Genomic DNA, 22,265 nt, shown 5'->3' with positions numbered 1-22,265 from the left:
CTCAAATCGGCTCACCGTAGGTCTCTAACGGGTTGGTCGTGTTGATGCGGTCGTAAAAGAGCACCCCATCTAAATGGTCGAGCTCATGTTGACAGACGATGGCGCGCATACCGCGGAGCCGCAATTTAATCGGGGCGCCGTCACGGTCAAACCCTTCAATCGTGATGCGTCGGTATCGGGGCACGTTGCCTTTGACGACACGGTCGACAGATAGACAGCCTTCACCGCCATTCAAGTACGTCTGTTCGACCGAGTGGCTCGTAATCTTCGGATTGAAGATGGATAGTTTGAACGTCTCTTCTTCTTCATGGAGCAGGACCGTGAAAAAGCGGCGATTGACGCCGAGTTGTGGTGCGGCGATGCCGACACCGCCCCGAAGTTCATACTTCGCGCTCATCTCTGGATCTTGGCTGTTGACGAGGAACGTCTCCATCTCGTCGAGTAGCGCGAGGTCTTCTGCCGTCGGTGGGACCGGCACTTCGATTGAGCGGGCGCGGAGCCGCTCGTCTCCTTCACGAATCACATCTTTCATCGTTAACATGCAAAACTTCCTTTCTCATTGCGATATGACCAATTATATCATATTTATTAGTCATTTCGCTTAGATGGTACAGAAGGTGAAATGAAAATGATACAGAGGCGAAATAAGGGAAAAGATGTGTTGATGTAAGCGTTTTTATAGAGTGAGCATATTTTTTGCGTTATTATAACAACCCGTTTTATACTGACTAGGAAACGGCAGGATAAGTGTAACTTTCCTGAATCACGTTAATACAGATTGCTTTTTTGGACAGATACACTTAAGATTTGAGGTAGTGTTTGATCACAAAAAAGACAATTGTCTCATAGTTGAAAGGATGAGGTGAAACGAATGAACAACGTTCAGGTACTTCAAAACGTGGAAGAAAACTTCCAAACGTTCCGTATTCTCGACGAGAAGGGCGAGGTCGTCAACCAAGACGCAATGCCAGATGTAACGGACGAGCAACTTCAGGAGCTTATGCGCCGCATGGTCTACACACGAATCTGGGACCAACGTGCCATCTCGCTCAACCGTCAAGGACGCCTAGGTTTCTACGCGCCAGTGGCTGGTCAAGAAGCAACGATGATCGGGACGCAATATGCGCTCGACAAACAAGACTGGATTCTTCCAGGCTACCGTGATATCCCGCAACTCGTATTCCACGGACTTCCGCTTTATCAAGCGTTCTTGTTCTCACGTGGTCACGTCGCAGGTAACCGTATTCCTGAAGACGTTAACGTCTTGATGCCGCAAATCATCATCGGGGCACAAATCATTCAAACTGCGGGTGTGGCAATGGGCCTCAAACGCAACGGCAACACAAACGTCGCCATTACTTACACGGGTGACGGTGGTTCATCACAAGGTGACTTCTACGAAGGATTGAACTTCGCAGGTGCATTCAAATCACCAGCCATCTTCGTCGTTCAAAACAACCGCTTTGCCATCTCGACACCTGTTGAGAAGCAAACTGCAGCTAAAACGATCGCGCAAAAAGCTGTCGCAGCGGGAATCAACGGAATCCAAGTTGACGGAATGGACGTTCTTGCTGTCCTCGCCGCAACACAACAAGCGCGTAAAGACGCACTTGACGGAACTCCGACGCTTATCGAAGCACTCACATACCGTTACGGACCACATACGCTCGCAGGGGATGACCCAACGCGTTACCGTACAAAAGAACTCGACACAGAGTACCAAGAGAAAGATCCACTCGTTCGTTTCCGCCTCTTCCTCGAAGGCAAGAAGCTTTGGAGCGAAGACATGGAGAACGAAGTCATCGAACAAGCGAAAGCAGACGTGAAAGAAGCGATCAGCCTCGCTGACAAAGAACCAAAACAAAAAGTTTCGGACTTCATCAACAACATGTTCGAAACACTTCCTTCAAACTTGAAAGAGCAGCTTGAAGAATATACAGCAAAGGAGTCGAAGTAAGTTATGGCTCAAATGACAATGATCCAAGCGATTACTGATGCGATGCGCGTTGAAATGAAGCGCGACGAGAAAGTACTTCTTTTCGGAGAAGACGTTGGTAAAAACGGTGGGGTTTTCCGTGCAACGGAAGGTCTCCAAGACGAGCTCGGCGAAGACCGTGTCTTCGACACGCCGCTTGCTGAGTCTGGTATCGGTGGTCTTGCCATCGGTCTCGGTCTTACAGGCTTCCGTCCGATCATGGAAGTTCAATTCTTCGGATTCGTATTCGAAGTGTTCGACTCGATCGCAGCTCAAATGGCGCGTATGCGTTACCGTTCAGGCGGGGCTTACAGCCAGCCAATCACAATCCGTTCACCATTCGGTGGCGGTGTTAAAACACCAGAACTTCACGCGGATAGCCTTGAAGGCTTGATGGCTCAGACACCTGGTCTTAAAGTCGTCATCCCGTCAACGCCATACGATGCAAAAGGTCTTTTGATCTCAGCAATCCGTGACAACGACCCAGTCGTGTTCCTCGAGCACATGAAGCTTTACCGTTCATTCCGTGGCGAAGTTCCAGAAGGCGAATACACGATCGAGCTTGGAAAAGCAGACGTGAAACGCGAAGGAACTGACGTTTCGATCATCACTTACGGTGCAATGGTCCACACGTCACTCAAAGCGGCAGAAGAGCTCGAAAAAGAAAACATCAACGTCGAAGTCATCGACCTTATGACAGTGAGCCCACTTGATATCGATACAATCGTCGAGTCTGTTAAAAAGACTGGCCGTGCGATCGTCGTTCAAGAAGCACAACGTCAAGCAGGTATTGCGGCTAACGTCGTAACTGAAATTCAAGAACGCGCAATTCTTCACCTCGAGGCACCAGTGCTTCGTGTAACTGCACCAGACACAGTCTTCGCTTTCGCACAAGGTGAAGACGCATGGTTACCTGACCATAAAGATGTCGTTGCAAAAGTTAAGGAAGTTATCAACTTCTGATCGTGTTCATTTAACGATGAGGGAGAATTGTCTCCCTCATTGTGTTTACATGATTAATTGATGGGAGGAAAAACCAGTGGCAGTATTTGAATTTAAATTACCAGACATCGGTGAAGGAATTCACGAAGGTGAAATCGTCAAGTGGTTCGTAAAAGCAGGGGATACAGTAAAAGAAGATGACATTCTTCTTGAAGTACAAAACGACAAAGCCGTCGTTGAGATTCCAGCTCCAGTTGATGGAACAGTTAAAGAAGTCAAAGTCTCTGAAGGTACAGTTGCGGTCGTCGGCGACGTCCTCATCACGTTCGATATCGAAGGTGACGCACCAGCCGGTGAAGAAGAAGCAGCTCCTGAACAGCCTAAAGCTGAAGAGAAGACTGAAGATGTGAAAGAAGACGTGAAAGAAGACGGCCCGCGTGAAGTTCAACTTCACAAATCGGAGCGCGTCATCGCAATGCCTTCAATCCGCAAATACGCTCGTGAAAAAGGCGTCGACATCCGTGAAGTCCAAGGTTCTGGCGACAACGGCCGCGTCTTGAAAGAAGACATCGATGCATTCGCAAACGGAGAAGCACCAACAGCAGAAGCTACAACAGAGAAAACAGAATCTGTAGCTCCAGCAGCGGCTGCGAAAACGGAAATCAAACCTTACGAGTCAGCAACCCCTGAACTCGAAACGCGTGAGAAAATCCGTGGTATCCGTAAAGCAATCTCGAAAGCAATGGTTAACTCGAAGCACACAGCTCCACACGTTACACTCATGGACGAAGTCGACGTTACGAAACTCGTCGCACTCCGTAAAGAGTTCAAACAAGTGGCTGCTGACCAAGGCGTGAAACTCACGTACTTGCCGTTCGTCGTTAAAGCATTGACTGCTGCAGCGAAAGCTTACCCAGCGATCAACGCGTCAATCGACGATGTCAACGAAGAAATCGTCTACAAAAACTACTACAACATCGGTATCGCTGCTGATACGGACAACGGTCTCGTTGTTCCTGTCGTCAAAGAAGCGGACCGTAAATCAATCTATGCACTCGCTACAAACATCAATGAGCTTGCCGGTAAAGCACGTGAAGGCAAACTTGCTGGGGACGACATGAAAGGCGGATCGATCACAATCACGAACATCGGTTCAGCTGGTGGACAATGGTTCACACCTGTCATCAACCACCCAGAAGTTGCAATTCTCGGTATCGGTCGCATCGCTGAAAAAGCTGTCGTTAAAGACGGTGAAATCGTCGCGGCTCCAGTCCTCGCGCTTTCATTCAGCTTTGACCACCGCCTCATCGACGGTGCAACAGCTCAAAACGCACTCAACATGGTGAAACGCTTGCTTCAAGATCCAGCACTTCTAATGATGGAGGGATAAGAACATGGTAGTAGGAGAATTCGCACAAGAAACTGATTTGCTTGTCATCGGCGCCGGTCCTGGTGGATACGTCGCAGCCATCCGTGGCGCACAACTCGGCCTTAAAGTCACGATCGTCGAAAAAGGAAACTTTGGTGGCGTCTGCTTGAACGTCGGTTGTATCCCATCGAAAGCATTGATCACTGCTGGTCACAACTTCCAGCACGCTAAAGGTCACTCTTCAATGGGAATAACGTCTGACAACGTGTCAGTCGACTTCACAAAAGTCCAAGACTGGAAACAGTCGGTCGTCAACAAATTGACTGGCGGCGTCAAAGGCCTTTTGAAAGGTAACAAGATTGAAATCGTTCAAGGTGAAGCTTTCTTCGCATCTGAAGACACAGTACGTGTCATCACAGAAGATAGCTCGACTCCTTACAAGTTCAAAAAAGCGATCATCGCGACTGGTTCAACACCTATCGAGATTCCATCGTTCAAATGGTCAAAACGCGTCCTTTCTTCAACTGGCGCATTGGCTCTTCCTGAAGTACCGAAGAAACTCGTCGTCATCGGCGGCGGCTACATCGGTATGGAGCTCGGCACAGCGTACGCGAACTTCGATACAGAAGTCGTCGTCGTTGAAGGCGCAAGCGACATCTTGTCTGGCTTCGAGCCGCAAATGACGCAAATCGTCAAAAAGAAACTCAAACAAAAAGGCAACGTCACGATTCACACGAACGCTCTTGCAAAAGGCGTCGAGGAAACAGAAGACGGCGTAACAGTTAAGTTTGAAGTGAACGGCGAAGAGCAGTCTGTTGAAGCGGACTACGTCCTCGTCACAGTCGGCCGTCGTCCAAACACTGGCGACATCGGTCTCGAAAACGCGGAAGTCAAAGTCAGCGACCGCGGCATCATCGAAATCGACGACCAGTGCAAAACGTCGAACGAAAATATCTACGCAATCGGCGACATCGTACCTGGACCACCGCTCGCGCACAAAGCTTCTTACGAAGCGAAAGTCGCAGCGGAGGCAGCTGCCGGTAAGCCAGCGTACCTCGACTACTCAGCAATCCCAGCGGTTGTCTTCACTGACCCTGAACTTGCAACAGTCGGTTACACAGAGCCACTCGCAAAAGAAGAAGGACTTGAGATCACTGTATCGAAATTCCCATTCGCAGCGAACGGCCGTGCCCTCGCTCTTGACGAGCCAGACGGCTTCATGAAGCTCATCACGCGTAAAGAGGACGGTCTCTTGATCGGTGCTCAGATCGCGGGAACTGGCGCTTCAGATATGATTGCCGAGCTTGGTCTCGCTATCGAAGCAGGCATGACTGCAGAAGATATCGCGCTTACAATCCACGCTCACCCATCACTCGGTGAGATGGCAATGGAAGCGGCAGAAATCGCAATGGGTATGCCAATCCACGTCGTTAAATAAGTCAAAAGCTCTCTCGCTTACTCGCGAGAGAGCTTTTTCACGTAATGGACGGTCCGTTCGACTTCTCGGAAGCCGATGCGTTCATGGAACCGTTGGCTGCCGTCGTTCTCGACTTCCGTATCGGAGGCGAGCTCGTCGCATCCTTTCGACCGGGCGTAGGCGGAGGCGGCTTCGACGAGCAGTGTCGCCACGTCTTGCTGTCGCACGGATGCAACGACGTAAATTCCTTCTAAAAAGGCGGACGGGGAAGAGGTCGTTCCGGGGACGTAGTCATGACGGAAGCTAAGCTGGCAAAAGCCGACCGCCTCATCCGTCTCCGCGATAAAATAGTGCATCTTGCCGGAGCGGATGCCGAGGCGGACCTCCAACGTCAATTCGTCTTCGGGCGCATCGGGCCATAGCTGCCGCATGAGCCGAACCAAGTCGATACCATCGCGCTCATTAGCTTTTCGTATGTTCATTGGGACCCTCCTTAGGTTTCATACGTTCAGTATAAAGGAAAATAAGGAATGAAGTGAGAAAGGAGGGAACGATGATGGCGTTCGATGAAGAATTGTTATATACCGTCTCTGAGACGAGCCGTGTCCGCTTCACGGGAATCGAGACCGAGACGTCACGTTATGATTTCGGCTTTGTGTATACGCATCAATTCATGGGAAAAGTGCTCGTCGTCTGTATGCAGACCGGGCAGTCTGCCCTTCTTGACATCCATGCGCTCGAAGAACCGAGACAACTGTATCCGATGCTCGGGATCGCGTTGCGTGATACAGATTACGTCGCCGAGTTTTTACGACTCTGTCTGGACGAAAGTGGGCAAGAACAAGAACAATCGCCAAATTCTACCCTTGAAAAAATGTAAGCGTTTTCTTATAATGGTACGTAGGGGAAGCAATTCGATCATCATAAGCTACCTTTTCTTTTGATGACACAAAGCGAGCCGGTCCATATGGACCGGCTCGCTTTCGTCTTAACGGATGGCTTTTGTCTGTTGGATGACTTTAATCATTTGAAGCGATTCATCTTCAAGTCCTTGGACGGGAAGACCGGCCTCGATGTTCGCCATGATATAGTCGAGCGTCGAAGTCGTGATGAGTTCTCCCGGGATGATGATCGGGATTCCTGGTGGATACACCATGATGAACTCGGCCGAGATGCGTCCGACGGCGTTCTCGAGCGGAATCGTCTCCGTCTCCTCGTAGAACGCGTCACGCGGGCTGAGTGCAAGCGGTGGAATCTCAGGGAGCATGATCGATAGTGAATCGTTTCCTGACTGATCGTAAACCGATACGACGTCACGCATGCCGTCAATCAACGCTTGAATAGTCGATTCGTCGTCGGCGCTCGTCACGATGAACAGTACGTTCAACAAATCTGACATCTCGACTTCGATGCGATGCGTCTCACGCAAATACTTCTCGACTTCAAAGCCGGTGATCCCGAGCTCACGGACAGAGACGAGGATTTTCGTCTCGTCGAGCGCGTACGTCGACTCTGAATGGAGTTCGGCGTGACCATATACCGATAAGTGCGGCATATTGTCGATGGCCGTACGAGCCGTACGTGCGAGCGTGAGGGCACGTTCGTTCATCGCTTCTCCTTTCGTCGCCAATTGACGACGGGCCGCGTCGAGCGACGCGAGGAGGAGGTAAGACGTCGACGTCGTCGTAATCATCGACAACATTGCGTGAATCCGTTCCGGGGAGACGAGACCGCGACGGACGTTCAAAATCGAACTTCCCGTCATCGAGCCGCCGAGCTTGTGTACGCTCGTGGCCGCGACGTCCGCTCCGGCTTGCATCGCCGAGAGCGGGAGCTCGTCGTGGAACGGCAAGTGGACACCGTGTGCCTCATCAACGAGGACCGGTACGTCTTGCGCATGGGCGACGGCGACGATACGCTCTAAGTCACCGGCGATGCCGAAGTAGGTCGGGTTGATGACGAGGACGGCTTTCGTGTCCGGGTGCATCTCGAGGGCGCGTTCGACGGCGCTTGCTGTGATCCCGTGGGCAATCCCGTACGTCTCATCATATTCCGGATGGATGAAGACCGGGTGGGCCCCGGTCAAGATGAGGGCGGACATGACGGATTTATGCACGTTCCGGGGAACGATGATTTTCTCGTTCGGACCGACGACGCCCATGATCATCGCCATGATGGCACTCGACGTCCCTTGGACCGAGAAGAACGTCTCGTCGGCACGGAACGCCTCGGCAGCGAGGCGCTCGGCCTCGGCAATCGACGCTTTCGGATGATGGAGATCATCGAGCGGGGCGATGTTGATCAAATCGATTTTCAAGGCGTTTTCGCCGATGAAGTCACGGAATTGAGGGTCCATCCCTTTTCCGCCTTTATGGCCAGGGATATGGAACGCGATCGGGTTCGTATCCACGTGCGTGAGCAACGTGTCAAAGAGCGGTGTCTCGAGCTGTGTAGCACCTTTAAGTTTCAATAGTAAGTCCTCCTTGATAACAGTGTGTATATGGGTTGTCGGTTTGGTTTCAAGCTTTGGGCAATCTGAACATTTCGATTCAAAAACAATGCAACAAAAAAACTATAGTGATTTCTATCCCAACTTGCAATAGTTTTTTTTGTTGATACAATGGTTGTCGAGGTGAAGAATATGCAAATCAACTATCCGATCAATCCGGACTGGACGACAGATGAACTGATTGAAGTCGTCGAGTTCTATAACCAAGTCGCCTTGGCCAATGAAGGCGGTGTCGACCGGGAATCGTTTTTGGACGCGTATCGGTCGTTCAAACAAATCGTGACGTCGAAGTCAGAAGAGAAACAGCTGAGTGCCGTTCACGATGAGCAGACCGGATACTCTACCTATCGTACGGTCCAAGCGGCCCTAAAATCAAATGCAAAGATTATAAAGTTGTAACTGCTGGAAAGCATGGGAGGACGTAACCGTTTTCTCATGCTTTTTTTGTTATTTCTCTTATAAATAGGGTACATATCATTAACAGTTCAATCAGGTTTAGGCTCAGTTGAAATGGGAATATACTCACTAAGATAAAAAATTCAAAATAGTCAGACAATTATCTTTCTTTTTTGAATCTCATCTGATATACTCAATTCAACTCACTAAACCGTAACTTGTAGCCCAACTAAAGGAGTGTGGCATCTCATGAAACAAGTGATCGAGGCATTCAAAAGAAAAGACGCAGAAAAACGGATTCCGGTGCTGCGCTTAGAGATTGATTATGAATTGGCAACGCTCTTCGATGCAATGGCGTCACAAGATGATGCCACTGTCCAGGCTAGCAAGCATCGGTTAGAGAAATATCGCCAAGAACTATTGCGTCTCGAAGCCTGACCCACAACCACCCATTCAACCAGTATTCCATGCGGATACTGGTTTTTGTTTGGTACAATACATAATAGAGGTGATAAACATGTTGGAATGGTTCGCGATTGACTTGATTAAACAGGCAGGGGAGTATATCCGCTTACAGATTGACGAGAGCTATCGAATCGAACGCAAGACGGGGAAAGGTGATTTGGTCACGGAAATCGATCGGGCCGTCGAACAGTTGATTGTCGACCGGATTCGTGAGTCGTATCCCGAGCATCATATTATCGGGGAAGAGGGCATCTCGACGGAACCGGATGATTTGTCGGGCACGGTCTGGTTCGTCGACCCGATTGACGGCACATTAAACTTCATCCATCAAAAGCGAATGTTCGCCATTTCGATTGCCATCATGGTCGATGGGGTTATCGAGTACGGTTTCGTCTATGATGTGATGGCGGACGAGCTGTTCGTCGCACGCCGTGGAGTCGGGACGACATTGAACGGCCGAAAACTCCCGATCATCAAAGAGCACCATGTCCGGGATGCTTTCCTCAGTATGAACGCGACATGGGTGACGCCGAACCAGCAAATCGCACCAGAAGTTCTCGCGCCAATTGTGCGCGATTCGGTCGGCACGCGGGCGCATGGGGCCGCCTCACTCGAACTCGCCTGGCTCGCAGCGGGACGAGTCGACGGGTATATTACGATGCGCAATATGCCGTGGGACTATGCTGCCGGTAAACTGCTCGTCGAAGAAGTCGGGGGACGGCTCGTCTCGATTTATGGGGAGCCAGTCCGCTATGACGGGAAGACGTCCGTTCTTGCGGGGAGCGAGACGTTCGTCAAAGACGTCGTGAAGCATTACGTCATCGCAAAGGGCGCAACACCTGAAGTGAAGCCAGACTTGCAAATTGGAATCAACGGGTCTTACGACCGCGTCCGTGACTTGCTCGTCCTGGCCAACCCGAATGAGGCGATGGTCCGCGATCAATACAAAGCAGGGACGACATATGAAGCCACGCTCGGCGGGGAACGTGTCGGAGCGTACATGCTCGTCAGACGCAATGAGACGTTAATCGAGCTCGTCAATATTGCCGTCAAACCGGAACGGCAGAACCAGACGATCGGGCAGCGTCTGCTACAAGACGCGATTCGTCGGGCCGAGAGCAGCGGGGCGAAGCAAATGCTCGTCTGTACAGGCAACTCGAGCATCGTCCAGTTGCGCTTCTATCAACAAGCCGGTTTCCGCTTTGAATCGATCGAGCGCGACTACTTCCCGGACCACGGGTATCCGCCAATCGAAGAGGACGGGCTCGCCCTGCGTGACCGCATCTGTCTGACGCGCGACCTATAAGCGTGGGTGCAAAAAGGACAAAATCATAGAGAAGGCCCGGGCGTTTTGCCCGGGCCTTGTGTTATGGACGTCGGTTCGAGAGGACCCGGCGGCGCAAGTTGATTCCAAAAAATGTGGCGATACCGCTCAAGGCGAGACTGCCGATGATGATGGCGGCACTTCCTTCAGCGACACCGATGCCGATACCGACGAAGCCGGCGACGACCGCGGTCGCGATTAAAACGAACATGAGTTGCATGGAGATTCCCCCTTCTTTCGCTGGTCTTCTTCATTGTAGTCAAAAATGATGCGTTTGAAAACGTTAACAGTTGATAACACTCGACAAAGGTGGTGGGACGTGTGCTATACTCTTAAAGTTGAATAAAAGATGAAACTTTTTTAAATAAGAGAGGACTAACTACATGAATGTAAGAACTAACCTTCGGAACGTAGCCATCATCGCCCACGTTGACCACGGTAAAACAACGCTCGTCGATGAATTATTGAAACAGTCTGGTACATTCCGGACAAACGAAATGGTCGCAGAACGCGCCATGGACTCGAACGACATCGAACGTGAACGCGGAATCACGATTCTCGCGAAAAACACGGCAATCGATTATAAAGATACACGCATCAACATCGTTGATACACCAGGTCACGCCGATTTCGGTGGTGAAGTAGAGCGGATCATGCGCATGGTTGACGGCGTTATCCTCGTTGTCGATGCACGTGAAGGCTGCATGCCGCAAACGCGTTTCGTATTGAAGAAAGCACTCGACCAAGGTCTCCGTCCAATCGTTGTCGTTAACAAAATTGACAAGCCGATGGTACGCCCACTCGACGTCGTCGACGAAGTTGTCGACTTGTTGATCGACCTTGGAGCAGATGAAGATCAACTTGAATTCCCTGTCGTCTATACGTCTGCCGTCAGCGGTTCAAGTTCGTTCGATCCTGATCCAGAGAAGCAAGAAGATACAATCACGTACGTGCTCGACACGATTCTTGAGAACACACCGGCACCAATCGATAACTCGGATGAGCCGCTTCAGTTCCAAGTCACGATGCTCGACTATGACAACTACCTTGGCCGGATCGGTGTCGGTCGCGTCTTCCGTGGGAAAATCAAAGTTGGCGAGTCAGTCTCACTTTGCAAAACAGACGGATCAATCAAACAATTGCGCGTCACTAAATTGTTCGGTTACTTCGGCCTCAAACGTGTTGAAATCGAAGAAGCCAAAGCTGGTGACTTGATCGCCATCGCCGGGATGGAAGATATCAACGTCGGTGAGACGGTCACGCCAGTCGGTAAAGAAGAGCCACTTCCGCTCCTTCGCATCGATGAGCCAACACTTCAAATGCGTTTCATGACGAACAACTCTCCATTCGCAGGGCGCGAAGGCGATTTCGTGACGGCACGTAAAATCGAAGAGCGTTTGATGAAACAACTTGAGACGGACGTTTCACTCCGTGTCGAGAACACAGATTCTCCTGACCAATGGATCGTATCAGGACGTGGTGAGCTTCACCTCGGGATCTTGATCGAGAACATGCGTCGTGAGGGCTACGAACTTCAAGTTTCGAAACCACAAGTTATCATCCGTGAAGACGAAGATGGTACGAAGATCGAACCGTTTGAGCGCGTTATCGTTGACGTCCCAGAAGAGTACACGGGTTCAGTCATGGAATCAATCGGTCTCCGTAAAGGTGAACTTGCCAACATGAACACGAACGACAACGGTCAAACACGTATGGAATTCATCGTTCCTTCACGTGGCCTCATCGGATATCGTAACGAGTTCTTGTCAGCGACACGCGGATACGGAATCTTGAACCACACGTTCGAAGAGTACCGTCCGTTCATCTCTGCTGACATCGGCGGCCGCCGCAGCGGTGTCATGGTTTGTATCGAACCTGGTAAGTCGACGGCTTACTCGATCGGTGCCCTTGAAGACCGTGGAACGATCTTCATCGAGCCAGGTGTAGAAGTATACGAGGGAATGATCATCGGTGAATGTAACCGCGACGTCGACCTCGCGATCAACGCTGTCAAAGGCAAACAGTTGACGAACATGCGTGCTTCAGCAAAAGACTCGACACAAGTCTTGAAACGTCCACGCGTCTTCTCACTCGAAGAATCGCTCACGTTCTTGAACGATGACGAGTACTGTGAAATCACGCCGGAGTCGATCCGTCTCCGTAAAAAAGTCTTGAACAAGAACGAGCGCGAGAAAGCTGACAAGCGTCGTAAACTTGGTAAAGAATAAGTCGGAAAAAAGGGAGCGCCTAGGCGTTCCCTTTTGTTTTGGATAGTGTAGAATGGTTGTGTAGGAAATAAAGGGGGATTATCAGCTTGAAAGCTTCTCAAACGATGGACATCACACAAATCGATGTGCCGTGGATTGCCTCGCTACTTGGCGTCGGCAGTGACGCGAACGACTTCTCGGTCGGGTTCAACGCGTTAATCGTCACGGTCATCTTATTGACAATCCTTGTGTTTAAATTAGGTTTTGCGAAACAATTGACGTGGTGGAAGTCACTCGTCGTCTATATGTTGCTCGCACTCGGTGCAGGCACGATGGCGCTCGTCTTCTTCACATGGCCGATTCCAGAAGTTCTCCTTGTCATGGCTGTCGTCTTGGCAATCTACCGGGGTCGCCTCTGGTGGAACCGTCGACAAGGCATCGAATCACATTAAAAAATGGACGTAACGCCCTCGGGCGATACGTCCATTTTTGATTACCATCTCCGTTTTTGCCGGAACGATGGATATAGGTGGAATTGGCCGGTCGCGACACGTTCCGCGGTTCGCGCGGTGATGCGTTCTTGACACGTCTGGCACATATATGTTTTAGCAGGTTTATTACGAAGTCGTTTCGCTTCGAACGACCACGAATCAATCGTATCGATTTTGTCACAAAGAGAGCACTTTACGCGCATGGTCTCACCTTCCTCTTCGTTGATTATAGCATGATTTCAGGAGAGAAAAGCAGGGAAAGAGGATTGTAAGGGCGAATCCATTTCGTATACCCGTTCGGGAGGAGGGGAGTCTATGGCGAGTAAAGCTGCGTTCGAACTTTCGAGGGCGCAACAAGACGTATTGAACGAGATGCCGTTGACGTTTTTAGTCACGTTTGATGAGCCGAAACGGTGGCCGATCACCCATGCGATCAGCTGGGTGCAAGCGCCGAACGAGAGGACGATTCGCTTGGCGTTGACGAAGAATTCGCATGTGATCACGTTGCTCTCGCAGGAAAAGACAGCGAGTCTCATCTTTCTTGAAGGAGGACTTGCCTACAGCATCGCCCTGTCACACGTACACGAGTTCGAGCCGAGCGTGAAGCCGGCATTACACCTTCGCTTTTTTGAAGGGAAAGTCGAGGAGGTCCGTAATATATCCTTTTATGGGGCGACGTATGGACAACCGGACATCGTCAAGACGTACGATGTCGAAGCAGCAGAAAAGTTGGACCGTGAAGTCAAGGAGAGTTTGAATTCTTGATCACCAACAATTTTCGAGGGGCGGCAAAGTCTATGAAAAAAACGTATGTGCTCGATACGAACGTACTCTTACACGACCCACTATCCCTGTTCCAATTCGATGAGCACGATGTCGTCATCCCCGCCATCGTTTTAGAAGAGCTTGACGGTAAAAAACGCAACATGGATGAAGTCGGCCGCAACGCCCGAGAAACGGCACGCGTGCTCGACCAACTGCGGACGACCGGAAAACTGCACGACGGGGTCCCGCTCGAGAACGGCGGACGCTTGTTCGTCGAGATCGGTCACGAGCATACCGTCGATTTCCCGTTCGACGTCATGACGAACGACAATCGTATCCTGACCGTGGCACTCGGACTGATGAAACAATACGAGCACGACCGGACCCGTAAAGTCGTGGTCGTCTCGAAAGATATACTCGTCCGTGTCAAAGCGGACGCCATCGGCATTGAAGCCGAGGATTACTTGACCGACCACATCGTCGATACGACGAATTTATACGCCGGCTATCGTGAAATCGAAGTCGATCAAGCCATCATCGATGAATTTTATAAAGTCCGCCAGCTTCCGCTAGAAGCCGTTTCAAAAAAACTGCTATATCCGAACTCATTCGTCGTCTTAAAGAGTAACGTCTCGAAAGCGAGTGCACTTGCGGTCGTCGATGGGTTGCAACCGATCCTTCGTCCGCTCTCGCTAGACGTCGAACACGTGTGGGGCATCCATCCCCGTAACGTCCAGCAACGGATGGCGCTCGACTTGTTGTTGCGGGACGATATTCCGTTCGTGACACTGCTCGGGAAGGCCGGGACCGGGAAGACGTTGCTCGCGCTCGCGGCAGGCCTGTCGCTCGTCGAGGACGAACGTCGCTTCAACAAGCTCGTCGTGGCCCGGCCGGTCGTCCCGATGGGGAACGACATCGGTTATTTGCCCGGTGAGATGGAAGAGAAGCTCCGGCCATGGATGCAGCCGATTTATGATAACTTGGAGTTCTTGTTCAACGCCAACTCGAAAGACGAACTCGGGAACATCTTGGCCGGCATCAAATCGATTCAGCTCGAGGCGCTCACGTATATCCGTGGTCGCAGCATGCCGGATCAGTTCATTATCATCGACGAGGCCCAAAACTTGACGAAACATGAGATTAAGACGATTCTGACCCGGGTCGGCGAGAACTCGAAAATCGTCCTCGTCGGGGACCCGTATCAAATCGACCATCCGTATTTGGACGAGTATTCGAACGGTCTCACGTACGCTGTCGAACGCTTCAAAGGTCAAAACGTATTCGGACACGTCCAACTCATCAAAGGGGAGCGCTCGTCGCTCGCGCGGTTGGCCGCCGATTTACTATAACGAAAAACGCCGAGCGGCCGCTCGGCGTTTATTTCGTATTCGGATGGAGTGCCACTTGCACGTTCGATTTTTCCAGGAAAGCGTTCATCAGCATAATCAGACCGGTTACGATAAACAGTGCCGAGAATCCGAAGTGGGCGACGACTTGCGAACCGAACAACGGTCCGAGCAAGTTGCCCATGAACTGGGCCGATTGGTTATAAGAGAAGATGCGGCCGGTCGCCCGACTCGGCGTATGTTGGCGGAGCAACGACTGTACCGACGGCATGAGCGCCGCCGTGGCGAAGCCGAGACCGAATCGCATGATGACGAGTTGTGTCGTCGACGTTACGAACGCCTGCGGAATCAAGAAGGCACTATAGACGATGAGCGCCCAGAACAGGATGCGTTCGGCCCCGTAGCGGTCGGAGAGCCGACCGAGACGTTGTGCGGAAATGAGGGCGGCCACACCCGGTGCCGAAGCGACAATCCCTGCGATAAAAGCGAGCGACGTCGTATACGGGTTCAATTCCCGGACATACAGCGTCATCAGTGGGCCAATCGATTGGGCCGAGAACGTGATTAAGAACGTCGTCAGAAACAGACTAAATATGAGTTGCGGGTTACGGAGCGAGGCGATCATCGATCGCGTCGAATCAAGCCGCTCGCGCGCCACCGGCACAAAGTCCTCTTTGATGAACACGAGTGTGATGAGGAACGTGATGAATAAGGCACTGCCGGTCAAGAGAAAAACGGGTCGAAGCCCAATCAAGTCTGCGAGGAGTCCTCCAATCAAAGGACCGAGGAGTCCGCCGGTGATGCCACCGGTCGACAGTGTGCCGAGCGCCCAGCCACTTTTCTCTTTAGGCGTTTGTGAAGCGACGAGGGTGATCCCCGCCGAGATGAATCCGGATACGGCACCCATTAAGAGCCGTAAGCCGACGAGCTGATACACATCTTGGACGAAACTGATGAGCGTCATGACGACGGCCATGCCGAGACTAGCGCGGATGAGCATCAGTTTGCGGCCTTTTTGGTCGGCGAGCCGTCCCCACAGCGGGGAGACGATGGCAGCCACGAGGAAAGTGGCGCCGAATGCGACCGCGGACCACGTAACGACTTGGTCGGAATCGGTGACCCCGAGTTCTTCGATGAACAAGGGGAGGAACGGTAGGACTAGACTCATCGAGGCCGCCGTCAAAAAGCTACCGATCCAGACGATGATTAAGTTTTTCTTCCATAAAGGGTACGTAAGCGTCACGACCTTTCGAGATTGAAGTTTTTCGATACCCTATATGTTACACTTTATGAAGTAAAAAGTCTAAAAAAAGAGAAGGCGCTGTGCCTTCTCTATCATGCCTCTGTTCTCACGGCGATGTGATGGACACCGCGCCATACTTGTTGATTGTGCAAGACGTACACCGGACCGTCCGCGAGTACTTTTCCGTCTCGAGAGAACTGTAAGTAAACACTTCTGGCCACGTCGATTGGCAACGTGAGCACCGTCTCCCCATAAAAACTGACGTGCGTCGCCGTGGCGATCGGTTCGGCATTTTGAAGGAATGGCGCGAACGGCATCGCGAACGAGTCGCGCAGCGCCGCATCCTTATCAGCCCGAGACATCGGTTTGTTATGGTCGACGCGTGACCCTTGCGTCAAGCCGTCATCCCATGCCTTCCCCATCTTGGCATAGTATGCGTCGTTATCACTTTCTACCGCGCGGTCGAGGTCCTCGACGTTTCGCTTGCGGTCATCAAAAATCCAAACGGTCGGGTCGATCGTCAGCGCGTGACGAACCGCTCCGTCTAGTGGAAAAATCATGGATACGCCCCCTTTTATTCACAATACACTGTACATTATACAGCTCTTTCTCAGAAAAAGGGAAACTGCGAGAAACTCGCGGTGAATCCAGACTGTTCATTGAATTATGATGAAATATAATGTACAGTTGAGTTATGACAAACAGTCTGTCATTGTACGGAGGAGGGGTCGTAGTGGCGACAAATTTGGCTGCAGTCCAACGGGAGCAAGCGCTTCAACTATTAGAGGCAGACGCAGAAAAAATCCGTTGTTTGATTGAAGTGCAGTTAGAAAACCTAAAAATGCCGAAGTGCCCGCTTTATGAAGAGGTGCTTGATACACATATGTTCGGTCTATCACGCCAAATTGATTTTGCGGTCCGTCTTGGACTCATTTCAGACATTGAAGGTAAAGGACTGCTCGATTCATTGGAACAAAAGCTGTCCGCCCTCGCGGAAGCTTCAGATTTATGAACCTTATACTCAAACTGTGCAAGCGGCGCTGTTTGAGTATTTTTTTATAATGGGTCAGTGATTGTTGTACATAAGGAAGTGAAAACATGAAAACTCGGTTTCGGTATTTTGATTTCTCGTTGTTCATTGCAGTGCTCATGCTCGTCGGAATCAGTTCGATCATGATTTATAGTGCGAGCGTGTGGAATCGCGGCGATTACGCGAACAGCGGCTTGTTCTATCGCCAACTCGTCTACGCAGGAATCGGGATTGTCGTCTACTTCATTGCGACGATGTTCCGCTATGAGAACTTTAGAAAACCTAATATTTTGTACGGCCTCTATTTCATATCGGTCGTACTGTTGTTCATCACGTGGGCGATGCCACCACTCAACGGGGCGCGCGCCTGGCTCATCATCGGCAGCTTTACGATTCAACCGGTCGAGATCGCCAAATTCGTGTTGATTCTACTGCTCGCCAACTATTATCACCAGTTGTGGAATGGGGAGCTGAAAGGGTTGCCTGGTCGACTAGGGCGAGCCGCTGTCACTAAAAAAGGAATCCGGGCTCAGTTTGGTGCCTTCTTCATGATACCGGTCATCTACTTCTTTTTCCCATACGCCATCGCCATCAACGGTCAACCGGATATGGGGGGCTTGTTCGTCCTCGGGGCCATCATGTTCCTCATGTGGCTTGCCGTCGGGGCGCCGCTTCGGATCATCGTGCCTGCTGTGCTCGCCGGGGTTGGACTTGTCTATTTGATGTTCACGACAATCTTCTCGGAGAACCAGCGCAGCCGCATCGAAGTCGTTTTCAATCCATTCATGGACCCTGAAGGCTACGGGCACCAATTGCTCATGTCGATCATCTCGATCGTGCACGGAGGAGTGACCGGTGTCGGTCTCGGGAACAGTTATCAGAAATATGGGTATCTGCCCGAACCGGAGACGGATTACATCATGTCCATCATCGCGGAAGAGCTCGGCTTTGTCGGTGTCGTCGTCGTCCTCTTCCTGCTCTTTTTCATCGCGTTCCGCGCCGTCAATATCGCCAATCATAGCGATAATCACTTCGCGATGTTCGTCTCATTTGGCATCGCTGCCCAAATCATGGTCCAAACCGGGATCAATATCGGGGCGATGTCGGGCTGGTTCCCGGGGACGGGGGTCACGCTCCCGCTCGTCAGTTACGGCGGGACGTCACTCATCATGACGATGGGCATTCTCGGAGTGCTCAGTAGCATCTCGATGCGAAACCGGCACCGGGAAGCAACAAGACGGGCTGAGATTCGTGAGAAATCAGCCGAAAACGTGCAAGGTTCATCGTTACATGTTGTCAGGTAAGAAGGTTCGAACTACTTAAATGGGGGGATTTATGTTGAAACCAATTAGCAAATTACTTGTAGCCAACCGTGGAGAGATCGCCATTCGTGTATTTAGGGCAGCCACTGAACTAGGAATGCGCACAGTCGCCGTCTATTCACAAGAAGACAGCGGCTCGTTACACCGCTTTAAAGCGGACGAGGCATATTTGATCGGTCTCGATAAAAAGCCGATTGACGCCTATCTCGATATCGAGGACGTGATTCGAATCGCGAAACAGTCGGGGGCTGACGCGATTCACCCAGGATACGGTTTCTTATCTGAGAACATCGAGCTCGCACGTCGTTGCCGTGAAGAAGGTATCATCTTCGTCGGTCCGAATGAATCGCATCTTCATGCGTTCGGGGATAAAGTTCGGGCCCGTCAAAGCGCAATCGCGGCCGGTCTCCCGGTCATTCCAGGTTCGAACGGACCGCTCACATCATACGAAGACGCGCTCGAGTTTGCGAACGAGCATGGGTTCCCACTCATGGTCAAAGCGGCGATGGGCGGCGGCGGCCGCGGGATGCGTGTCATCCGCACGGAAGCTGAGATGAAAGATTTGATTGAACGTGCCAAGTCAGAGGCGAAGCAAGCGTTCGGTTCAGACGAAGTGTACATAGAAAAATTAGTGGAGCGTCCGAAACACATCGAGGTCCAAATCCTCGGGGACGACCACGGCAACATCATCCACTTGTTCGAACGTGACTGTTCGGTCCAACGCCGACACCAAAAAGTCGTCGAGGTCGCACCGTGTGTGACGTTGTCTGAGGAATCGCGCCAAGCGATTTGTGACGCGGCGGTTAAGCTCATGCGCCACGTCGGCTACATCAACGCCGGGACGGTCGAGTTCCTCGTCACGGAAGACGAGTCGTTCTACTTCATCGAGGTCAACCCGCGTATCCAAGTCGAGCACACGATCACAGAGATGGTGACCGGCTTCGATATCGTGCAGACCCAGCTCATGATCGCGCAAGGCGAGTCGCTCCACGGCGACGTCATCCATATGCCGAAACAAGAAGACATCAAATTGCTCGGTTACGCGATCCAGTCACGTGTCACGTCAGAAGACCCGGGCAACAACTTTATGCCGGACACAGGCAAAATTATGGCGTACCGCTCTCCGGGCGGCTTCGGGGTCCGACTCGACGGCGGGAACGCTTACGTCGGGGCCGAGATTTCACCGTATTATGACTCGCTTCTCGTGAAGCTGTCGACACACGGCATGACGTTCGAACAAGCGGCTTCGAAAATGGTCCGTAACTTGAACGAGTTCCGGATTCGCGGCATCAAGACGAACATTCCGTTCTTGATTAACGTGATGAAGCACCAGAACTTCATCAGCGGTGACTACAACACGTCGTTCATCGACGAGACGCCAGAACTGTTCGTCTTCCCGAAACGGAAAGACCGTGGAACGAAGTTGCTCAACTATATCGGCGACGTCACCGTGAATGGATTCCCGGGTGTCGGATTGAAAGATAAGCCGATTAGCCGCTCGGTCCGGATTCCGCAAGACCTTCCGGCTGAAGCCAAACCAGGTACGAAACAGATTTTGACGGAGCTCGGTCCGGACGGCCTTGCCGATTGGATCAAACGTCAACCTGAACTGTTGTTGACGGATACGACGATGCGAGACGCGCACCAGTCGCTTCTTGCGACGCGGATGCGGACACAAGACATCGTCAATATCGCCGAACCGACGAGTAAACTCATGCCAGAGCTATTCTCGGTCGAGGCATGGGGCGGGGCCACGTTCGACGTCGCCTATCGTTTCCTCTCGGAAGACCCATGGGTTCGCCTCATGCGGCTCCGCGAGAAGATGCCGAACGTCTTGATTCAAATGTTGCTTCGCGGCGCGAATGCGGTCGGGTATAAAAACTATGCCGACAACGTCATCGAACAGTTCGTCCATGAGGCGGCCTATGCGGGTGTCGACGTGTTCCGGATCTTCGACAGCTTGAACAACCTCGAGTCGATTCAACTTGCAATCGACGCGACGTTACCGACTGGAAAAGTCGCGGAAGCGGCCGTTTGTTATACGGGCGACCTGTACGATGGCAACCGTCCGAAGTACCACTTGCCGTACTACGTCGATTTGGCGAAGAAACTCGAAGCGAGCGGGGCTCATATTCTTGCGATTAAAGACATGGCCGGCCTGCTCAAGCCAGAGTCGGCATACGCGCTCGTCTCAGCCTTGAAAGATGCCGTCGACTTGCCGATCCACTTGCACACGCATGACGCTTCCGGCAACGGAATCTTCACGTATGCCCGGGCGACGGATGCGGGCGTCGACATCGTCGACGTGGCTGCGAGCTCGATGTCAGGCATGACGTCACAACCTTCAGGCGGCAGCTTGATTTATGCGCTCGACCATCACGAGCGTCAACCGAAAATCGATGTGAAGCATTACGAGGTCATCAGCGACTACTGGCAAGACGTGCGTCATAACTATGAGCCGTTCGAAAGCGATATGCGTGCTTCGAACCCATCGGTTTATGAGCATGAGATGCCGGGCGGACAGTACTCGAACTTGCAACAACAAGCGAAAGCGGTCGGGTTAGGCGACCGTTGGAGCGAAGTGAAGGCGATGTACGCCCGCGTCAACATGTTGTTCGGCGATATCGTCAAAGTGACGCCGTCGTCAAAAGTTGTCGGGGACATGGCACTGTTCATGGTCCAACATAACTTGAACGAACAAGATGTGGTCGAGCGGGGTCACCAACTCGACTTCCCAGACTCGGTCGTCGAAATGATGCGCGGTGAGCTCGGAACGCCTCCAGGCGGATTCCCGACAGACGTGCAACAAGCCATCTTGAAAGGCGAAAAACCGCTCGACGTACGTCCGGGTAAACTGATCGAACCGTATGATTTCAAGGCGGCGCAGACGAAGTTGTTCGAGAAGCTCGAGCGCCCGGTGACGGACTTCGAACTGCTCTCGAACGCGTTGTATCCGAAAGTGTTCGAGGATTACGTCACCCATTCGACGACGTATGGCGATGTATCCGTCCTCGACACGTTAACGTTCTTCTACGGCTTGAACGTCGGAGAGACGATTCAAGTCGAGATCGAGACCGGGAAGACGCTCATCATCAAACTCGTTCAAATCAGTGCGGCGAACGAGGACGGTATCCGTCTTGTCTCGTATGAGATGAACGGGGTACCGCGTGAAATCGAAATCAAAGACGTGAACGTGAAATCGGCGACGACGAGCCGACCGAAAGTTGATCGGACGAACCCGAAACAAGTTGGTGCTTCGATGCCGGGATCGGTGTTGAAAGTGCTCGTCGAACCTGGTAGCCGTGTCCATCGCGGGGAACAGCTCCTCGTCACGGAAGCGATGAAGATGGAGACGACGGTCCAAGCCGCTCAAGACGGTGAAGTCAAAGCGGTCCATATTAAAGAAGGCGACACAATCCAAAGTGACGACTTATTGATTGAGTTTGTATAATGGAAAGAAGCAT

22 protein-coding genes are annotated in these 22,265 nt (G+C 51.7%); 15 read left to right on the top strand and 7 right to left on the bottom strand.

Features of this window, described 5'->3' with window-relative positions:
- Position 1: 1 nt before the first annotated feature.
- Positions 2–541 (bottom strand): peptide deformylase, encoded by a 540-nt coding sequence (gene def, locus KNP80_RS04235; RefSeq protein ID WP_021066993.1) that lies wholly within the window; start codon positions 539–541, stop codon positions 2–4.
- A 330-nt stretch (positions 542–871) separates the two neighbouring features.
- Here def and pdhA point away from each other — a divergent pair, with 330 nt between their 5' ends.
- The 4 genes from pdhA to lpdA all read left to right on the top strand — a co-directional run bounded on the left by pdhA (position 872) and on the right by lpdA (position 5,724).
- Entirely contained in the window at positions 872–1,957 is a 1,086-nt protein-coding gene (gene pdhA, locus KNP80_RS04230) for a pyruvate dehydrogenase (acetyl-transferring) E1 component subunit alpha (protein ID WP_021066994.1), read from the top strand.
- A gap of 3 nt (positions 1,958–1,960) precedes the next feature.
- Positions 1,961–2,938, top strand: coding sequence for an alpha-ketoacid dehydrogenase subunit beta (locus KNP80_RS04225; protein WP_021066995.1), 978 nt, complete (start codon positions 1,961–1,963; stop codon positions 2,936–2,938).
- A gap of 76 nt (positions 2,939–3,014) precedes the next feature.
- Positions 3,015–4,307, top strand: coding sequence for a dihydrolipoamide acetyltransferase family protein (locus KNP80_RS04220; protein ID WP_021066996.1), 1,293 nt, complete (start codon positions 3,015–3,017; stop codon positions 4,305–4,307).
- Positions 4,308–4,311: 4 nt separating this feature from the next.
- Positions 4,312–5,724 (top strand): dihydrolipoyl dehydrogenase, encoded by a 1,413-nt coding sequence (lpdA, locus tag KNP80_RS04215; protein ID WP_214719503.1) that lies wholly within the window; start codon positions 4,312–4,314, stop codon positions 5,722–5,724.
- 17 nt (positions 5,725–5,741) lie between these two features.
- On the opposite strand, the gene aac(6') is transcribed toward lpdA, so the two are convergent.
- Positions 5,742–6,185 carry an aminoglycoside 6'-N-acetyltransferase gene (gene aac(6'), locus KNP80_RS04210; RefSeq protein ID WP_214719502.1) on the bottom strand — a complete coding sequence of 148 codons (444 nt, stop codon included), beginning with the start codon at positions 6,183–6,185 and terminating at the stop codon, positions 5,742–5,744.
- Positions 6,186–6,259: 74 nt separating this feature from the next.
- On the opposite strand from aac(6'), the gene KNP80_RS04205 reads away from it, so the two are divergent.
- On the top strand, positions 6,260–6,583 hold the full coding sequence (locus KNP80_RS04205; protein ID WP_214832370.1) for a DUF3055 domain-containing protein: 324 nt from the start codon (positions 6,260–6,262) through the stop codon (positions 6,581–6,583).
- A gap of 108 nt (positions 6,584–6,691) precedes the next feature.
- On the opposite strand, the gene KNP80_RS04200 is transcribed toward KNP80_RS04205, so the two are convergent.
- Positions 6,692–8,173 carry an aminotransferase class I/II-fold pyridoxal phosphate-dependent enzyme gene (locus KNP80_RS04200; protein ID WP_029595757.1) on the bottom strand — a complete coding sequence of 494 codons (1,482 nt, stop codon included), beginning with the start codon at positions 8,171–8,173 and terminating at the stop codon, positions 6,692–6,694.
- A gap of 171 nt (positions 8,174–8,344) precedes the next feature.
- Between KNP80_RS04200 and KNP80_RS04195 the strand changes: the two genes are divergently transcribed.
- The 3 genes from KNP80_RS04195 (at position 8,345) to KNP80_RS04185 (ending at position 10,379) form a co-directional block, all read left to right on the top strand.
- Positions 8,345–8,611 carry a UPF0223 family protein gene (locus KNP80_RS04195; protein ID WP_021067001.1) on the top strand — a complete coding sequence of 89 codons (267 nt, stop codon included), beginning with the start codon at positions 8,345–8,347 and terminating at the stop codon, positions 8,609–8,611.
- A gap of 246 nt (positions 8,612–8,857) precedes the next feature.
- On the top strand, positions 8,858–9,046 hold the full coding sequence (locus KNP80_RS04190; RefSeq protein ID WP_015881266.1) for a hypothetical protein: 189 nt from the start codon (positions 8,858–8,860) through the stop codon (positions 9,044–9,046).
- A gap of 79 nt (positions 9,047–9,125) precedes the next feature.
- Positions 9,126–10,379: an inositol monophosphatase family protein gene (locus KNP80_RS04185; protein ID WP_214719500.1), complete on the top strand. Its 1,254-nt coding sequence runs from the start codon at positions 9,126–9,128 to the stop codon at positions 10,377–10,379.
- 61 nt (positions 10,380–10,440) lie between these two features.
- Here KNP80_RS04185 and KNP80_RS04180 read toward each other — a convergent pair whose 3' ends face one another.
- On the bottom strand, positions 10,441–10,617 hold the full coding sequence (locus tag KNP80_RS04180; RefSeq protein ID WP_021067003.1) for a hypothetical protein: 177 nt from the start codon (positions 10,615–10,617) through the stop codon (positions 10,441–10,443).
- Between the two features lie 163 nt (positions 10,618–10,780).
- Between KNP80_RS04180 and typA the strand changes: the two genes are divergently transcribed.
- Positions 10,781–12,625, top strand: a complete 1,845-nt coding sequence (typA, locus tag KNP80_RS04175; protein WP_034777027.1) for a translational GTPase TypA — start codon at positions 10,781–10,783, stop codon at positions 12,623–12,625.
- Positions 12,626–12,711: 86 nt separating this feature from the next.
- On the top strand, positions 12,712–13,056 hold the full coding sequence (locus KNP80_RS04170) for a YlaH-like family protein (RefSeq protein ID WP_251132323.1): 345 nt from the start codon (positions 12,712–12,714) through the stop codon (positions 13,054–13,056).
- A 41-nt stretch (positions 13,057–13,097) separates the two neighbouring features.
- On the opposite strand, the gene KNP80_RS04165 is transcribed toward KNP80_RS04170, so the two are convergent.
- Positions 13,098–13,298 (bottom strand): YlaI family protein, encoded by a 201-nt coding sequence (locus KNP80_RS04165; RefSeq protein WP_128122984.1) that lies wholly within the window; start codon positions 13,296–13,298, stop codon positions 13,098–13,100.
- 112 nt (positions 13,299–13,410) lie between these two features.
- On the opposite strand from KNP80_RS04165, the gene KNP80_RS04160 reads away from it, so the two are divergent.
- Positions 13,411–13,860: a PNPOx family protein gene (locus KNP80_RS04160; protein ID WP_214719499.1), complete on the top strand. Its 450-nt coding sequence runs from the start codon at positions 13,411–13,413 to the stop codon at positions 13,858–13,860.
- A gap of 32 nt (positions 13,861–13,892) precedes the next feature.
- The gene (locus KNP80_RS04155; RefSeq protein WP_214833742.1) at positions 13,893–15,209 is read left to right on the top strand and encodes a PhoH family protein; all 1,317 of its coding nucleotides are present in this window, start codon (positions 13,893–13,895) and stop codon (positions 15,207–15,209) included.
- Between the two features lie 28 nt (positions 15,210–15,237).
- Here the strand turns inward: KNP80_RS04155 and KNP80_RS04150 are convergent, their stop codons facing one another.
- Together KNP80_RS04150 and KNP80_RS04145 are read right to left on the bottom strand one after the other, a co-directional pair.
- The gene (locus KNP80_RS04150) at positions 15,238–16,449 is read right to left on the bottom strand and encodes a multidrug efflux MFS transporter (RefSeq protein ID WP_353047962.1); all 1,212 of its coding nucleotides are present in this window, start codon (positions 16,447–16,449) and stop codon (positions 15,238–15,240) included.
- A 92-nt stretch (positions 16,450–16,541) separates the two neighbouring features.
- Complete coding sequence (locus KNP80_RS04145) at positions 16,542–17,009, bottom strand: hypothetical protein (protein ID WP_214833739.1); 468 nt, start codon at positions 17,007–17,009, stop codon at positions 16,542–16,544.
- A gap of 173 nt (positions 17,010–17,182) precedes the next feature.
- Between KNP80_RS04145 and KNP80_RS04140 the strand changes: the two genes are divergently transcribed.
- From KNP80_RS04140 to KNP80_RS04130, 3 genes are all read left to right on the top strand, one after another.
- The gene (locus tag KNP80_RS04140) at positions 17,183–17,461 is read left to right on the top strand and encodes an Fpa/YlaN family protein (protein WP_021067011.1); all 279 of its coding nucleotides are present in this window, start codon (positions 17,183–17,185) and stop codon (positions 17,459–17,461) included.
- 86 nt (positions 17,462–17,547) lie between these two features.
- A complete protein-coding gene (locus KNP80_RS04135) occupies positions 17,548–18,783 on the top strand; it encodes an FtsW/RodA/SpoVE family cell cycle protein (protein WP_214833736.1) in 1,236 nt (411 codons plus the stop codon).
- Between the two features lie 31 nt (positions 18,784–18,814).
- Entirely contained in the window at positions 18,815–22,252 is a 3,438-nt protein-coding gene (locus tag KNP80_RS04130; protein WP_214833733.1) for a pyruvate carboxylase, read from the top strand.
- The last annotated feature ends 13 nt before the right edge of the window (positions 22,253–22,265 follow it).

Source organism: Exiguobacterium sp. E4787, from assembly GCF_018618375.1.
GTDB lineage: Bacteria > Bacillota > Bacilli > Exiguobacteriales > Exiguobacteriaceae > Exiguobacterium > Exiguobacterium chiriqhucha.
This window is presented reverse-complemented; position numbering and strand designations above follow the sequence as displayed.

Bases quoted from the DNA above. Each gene is read 5' to 3' on its own strand.
- def (WP_021066993.1), bottom strand. From the start codon at position 541: ATGTTAACGATGAAAGATGTGATTCGTGAAGGAGACGAGCGGCTCCGC.
- pdhA (WP_021066994.1), top strand. From the start codon at position 872: ATGAACAACGTTCAGGTACTTCAAAACGTGGAAGAAAACTTCCAAACG.
- KNP80_RS04225 (WP_021066995.1), top strand. From the start codon at position 1,961: ATGGCTCAAATGACAATGATCCAAGCGATTACTGATGCGATGCGCGTT.
- lpdA (WP_214719503.1), top strand. From the start codon at position 4,312: ATGGTAGTAGGAGAATTCGCACAAGAAACTGATTTGCTTGTCATCGGC.
- KNP80_RS04205 (WP_214832370.1), top strand. From the start codon at position 6,260: ATGGCGTTCGATGAAGAATTGTTATATACCGTCTCTGAGACGAGCCGT.
- KNP80_RS04195 (WP_021067001.1), top strand. From the start codon at position 8,345: ATGCAAATCAACTATCCGATCAATCCGGACTGGACGACAGATGAACTG.
- KNP80_RS04190 (WP_015881266.1), top strand. From the start codon at position 8,858: ATGAAACAAGTGATCGAGGCATTCAAAAGAAAAGACGCAGAAAAACGG.
- KNP80_RS04185 (WP_214719500.1), top strand. From the start codon at position 9,126: ATGTTGGAATGGTTCGCGATTGACTTGATTAAACAGGCAGGGGAGTAT.
- KNP80_RS04180 (WP_021067003.1), bottom strand. From the start codon at position 10,617: ATGCAACTCATGTTCGTTTTAATCGCGACCGCGGTCGTCGCCGGCTTC.
- typA (WP_034777027.1), top strand. From the start codon at position 10,781: ATGAATGTAAGAACTAACCTTCGGAACGTAGCCATCATCGCCCACGTT.
- KNP80_RS04165 (WP_128122984.1), bottom strand. From the start codon at position 13,298: ATGCGCGTAAAGTGCTCTCTTTGTGACAAAATCGATACGATTGATTCG.
- KNP80_RS04160 (WP_214719499.1), top strand. From the start codon at position 13,411: ATGGCGAGTAAAGCTGCGTTCGAACTTTCGAGGGCGCAACAAGACGTA.
- KNP80_RS04155 (WP_214833742.1), top strand. From the start codon at position 13,893: ATGAAAAAAACGTATGTGCTCGATACGAACGTACTCTTACACGACCCA.
- KNP80_RS04145 (WP_214833739.1), bottom strand. From the start codon at position 17,009: ATGATTTTTCCACTAGACGGAGCGGTTCGTCACGCGCTGACGATCGAC.
- KNP80_RS04135 (WP_214833736.1), top strand. From the start codon at position 17,548: ATGAAAACTCGGTTTCGGTATTTTGATTTCTCGTTGTTCATTGCAGTG.
- KNP80_RS04130 (WP_214833733.1), top strand. From the start codon at position 18,815: ATGTTGAAACCAATTAGCAAATTACTTGTAGCCAACCGTGGAGAGATC.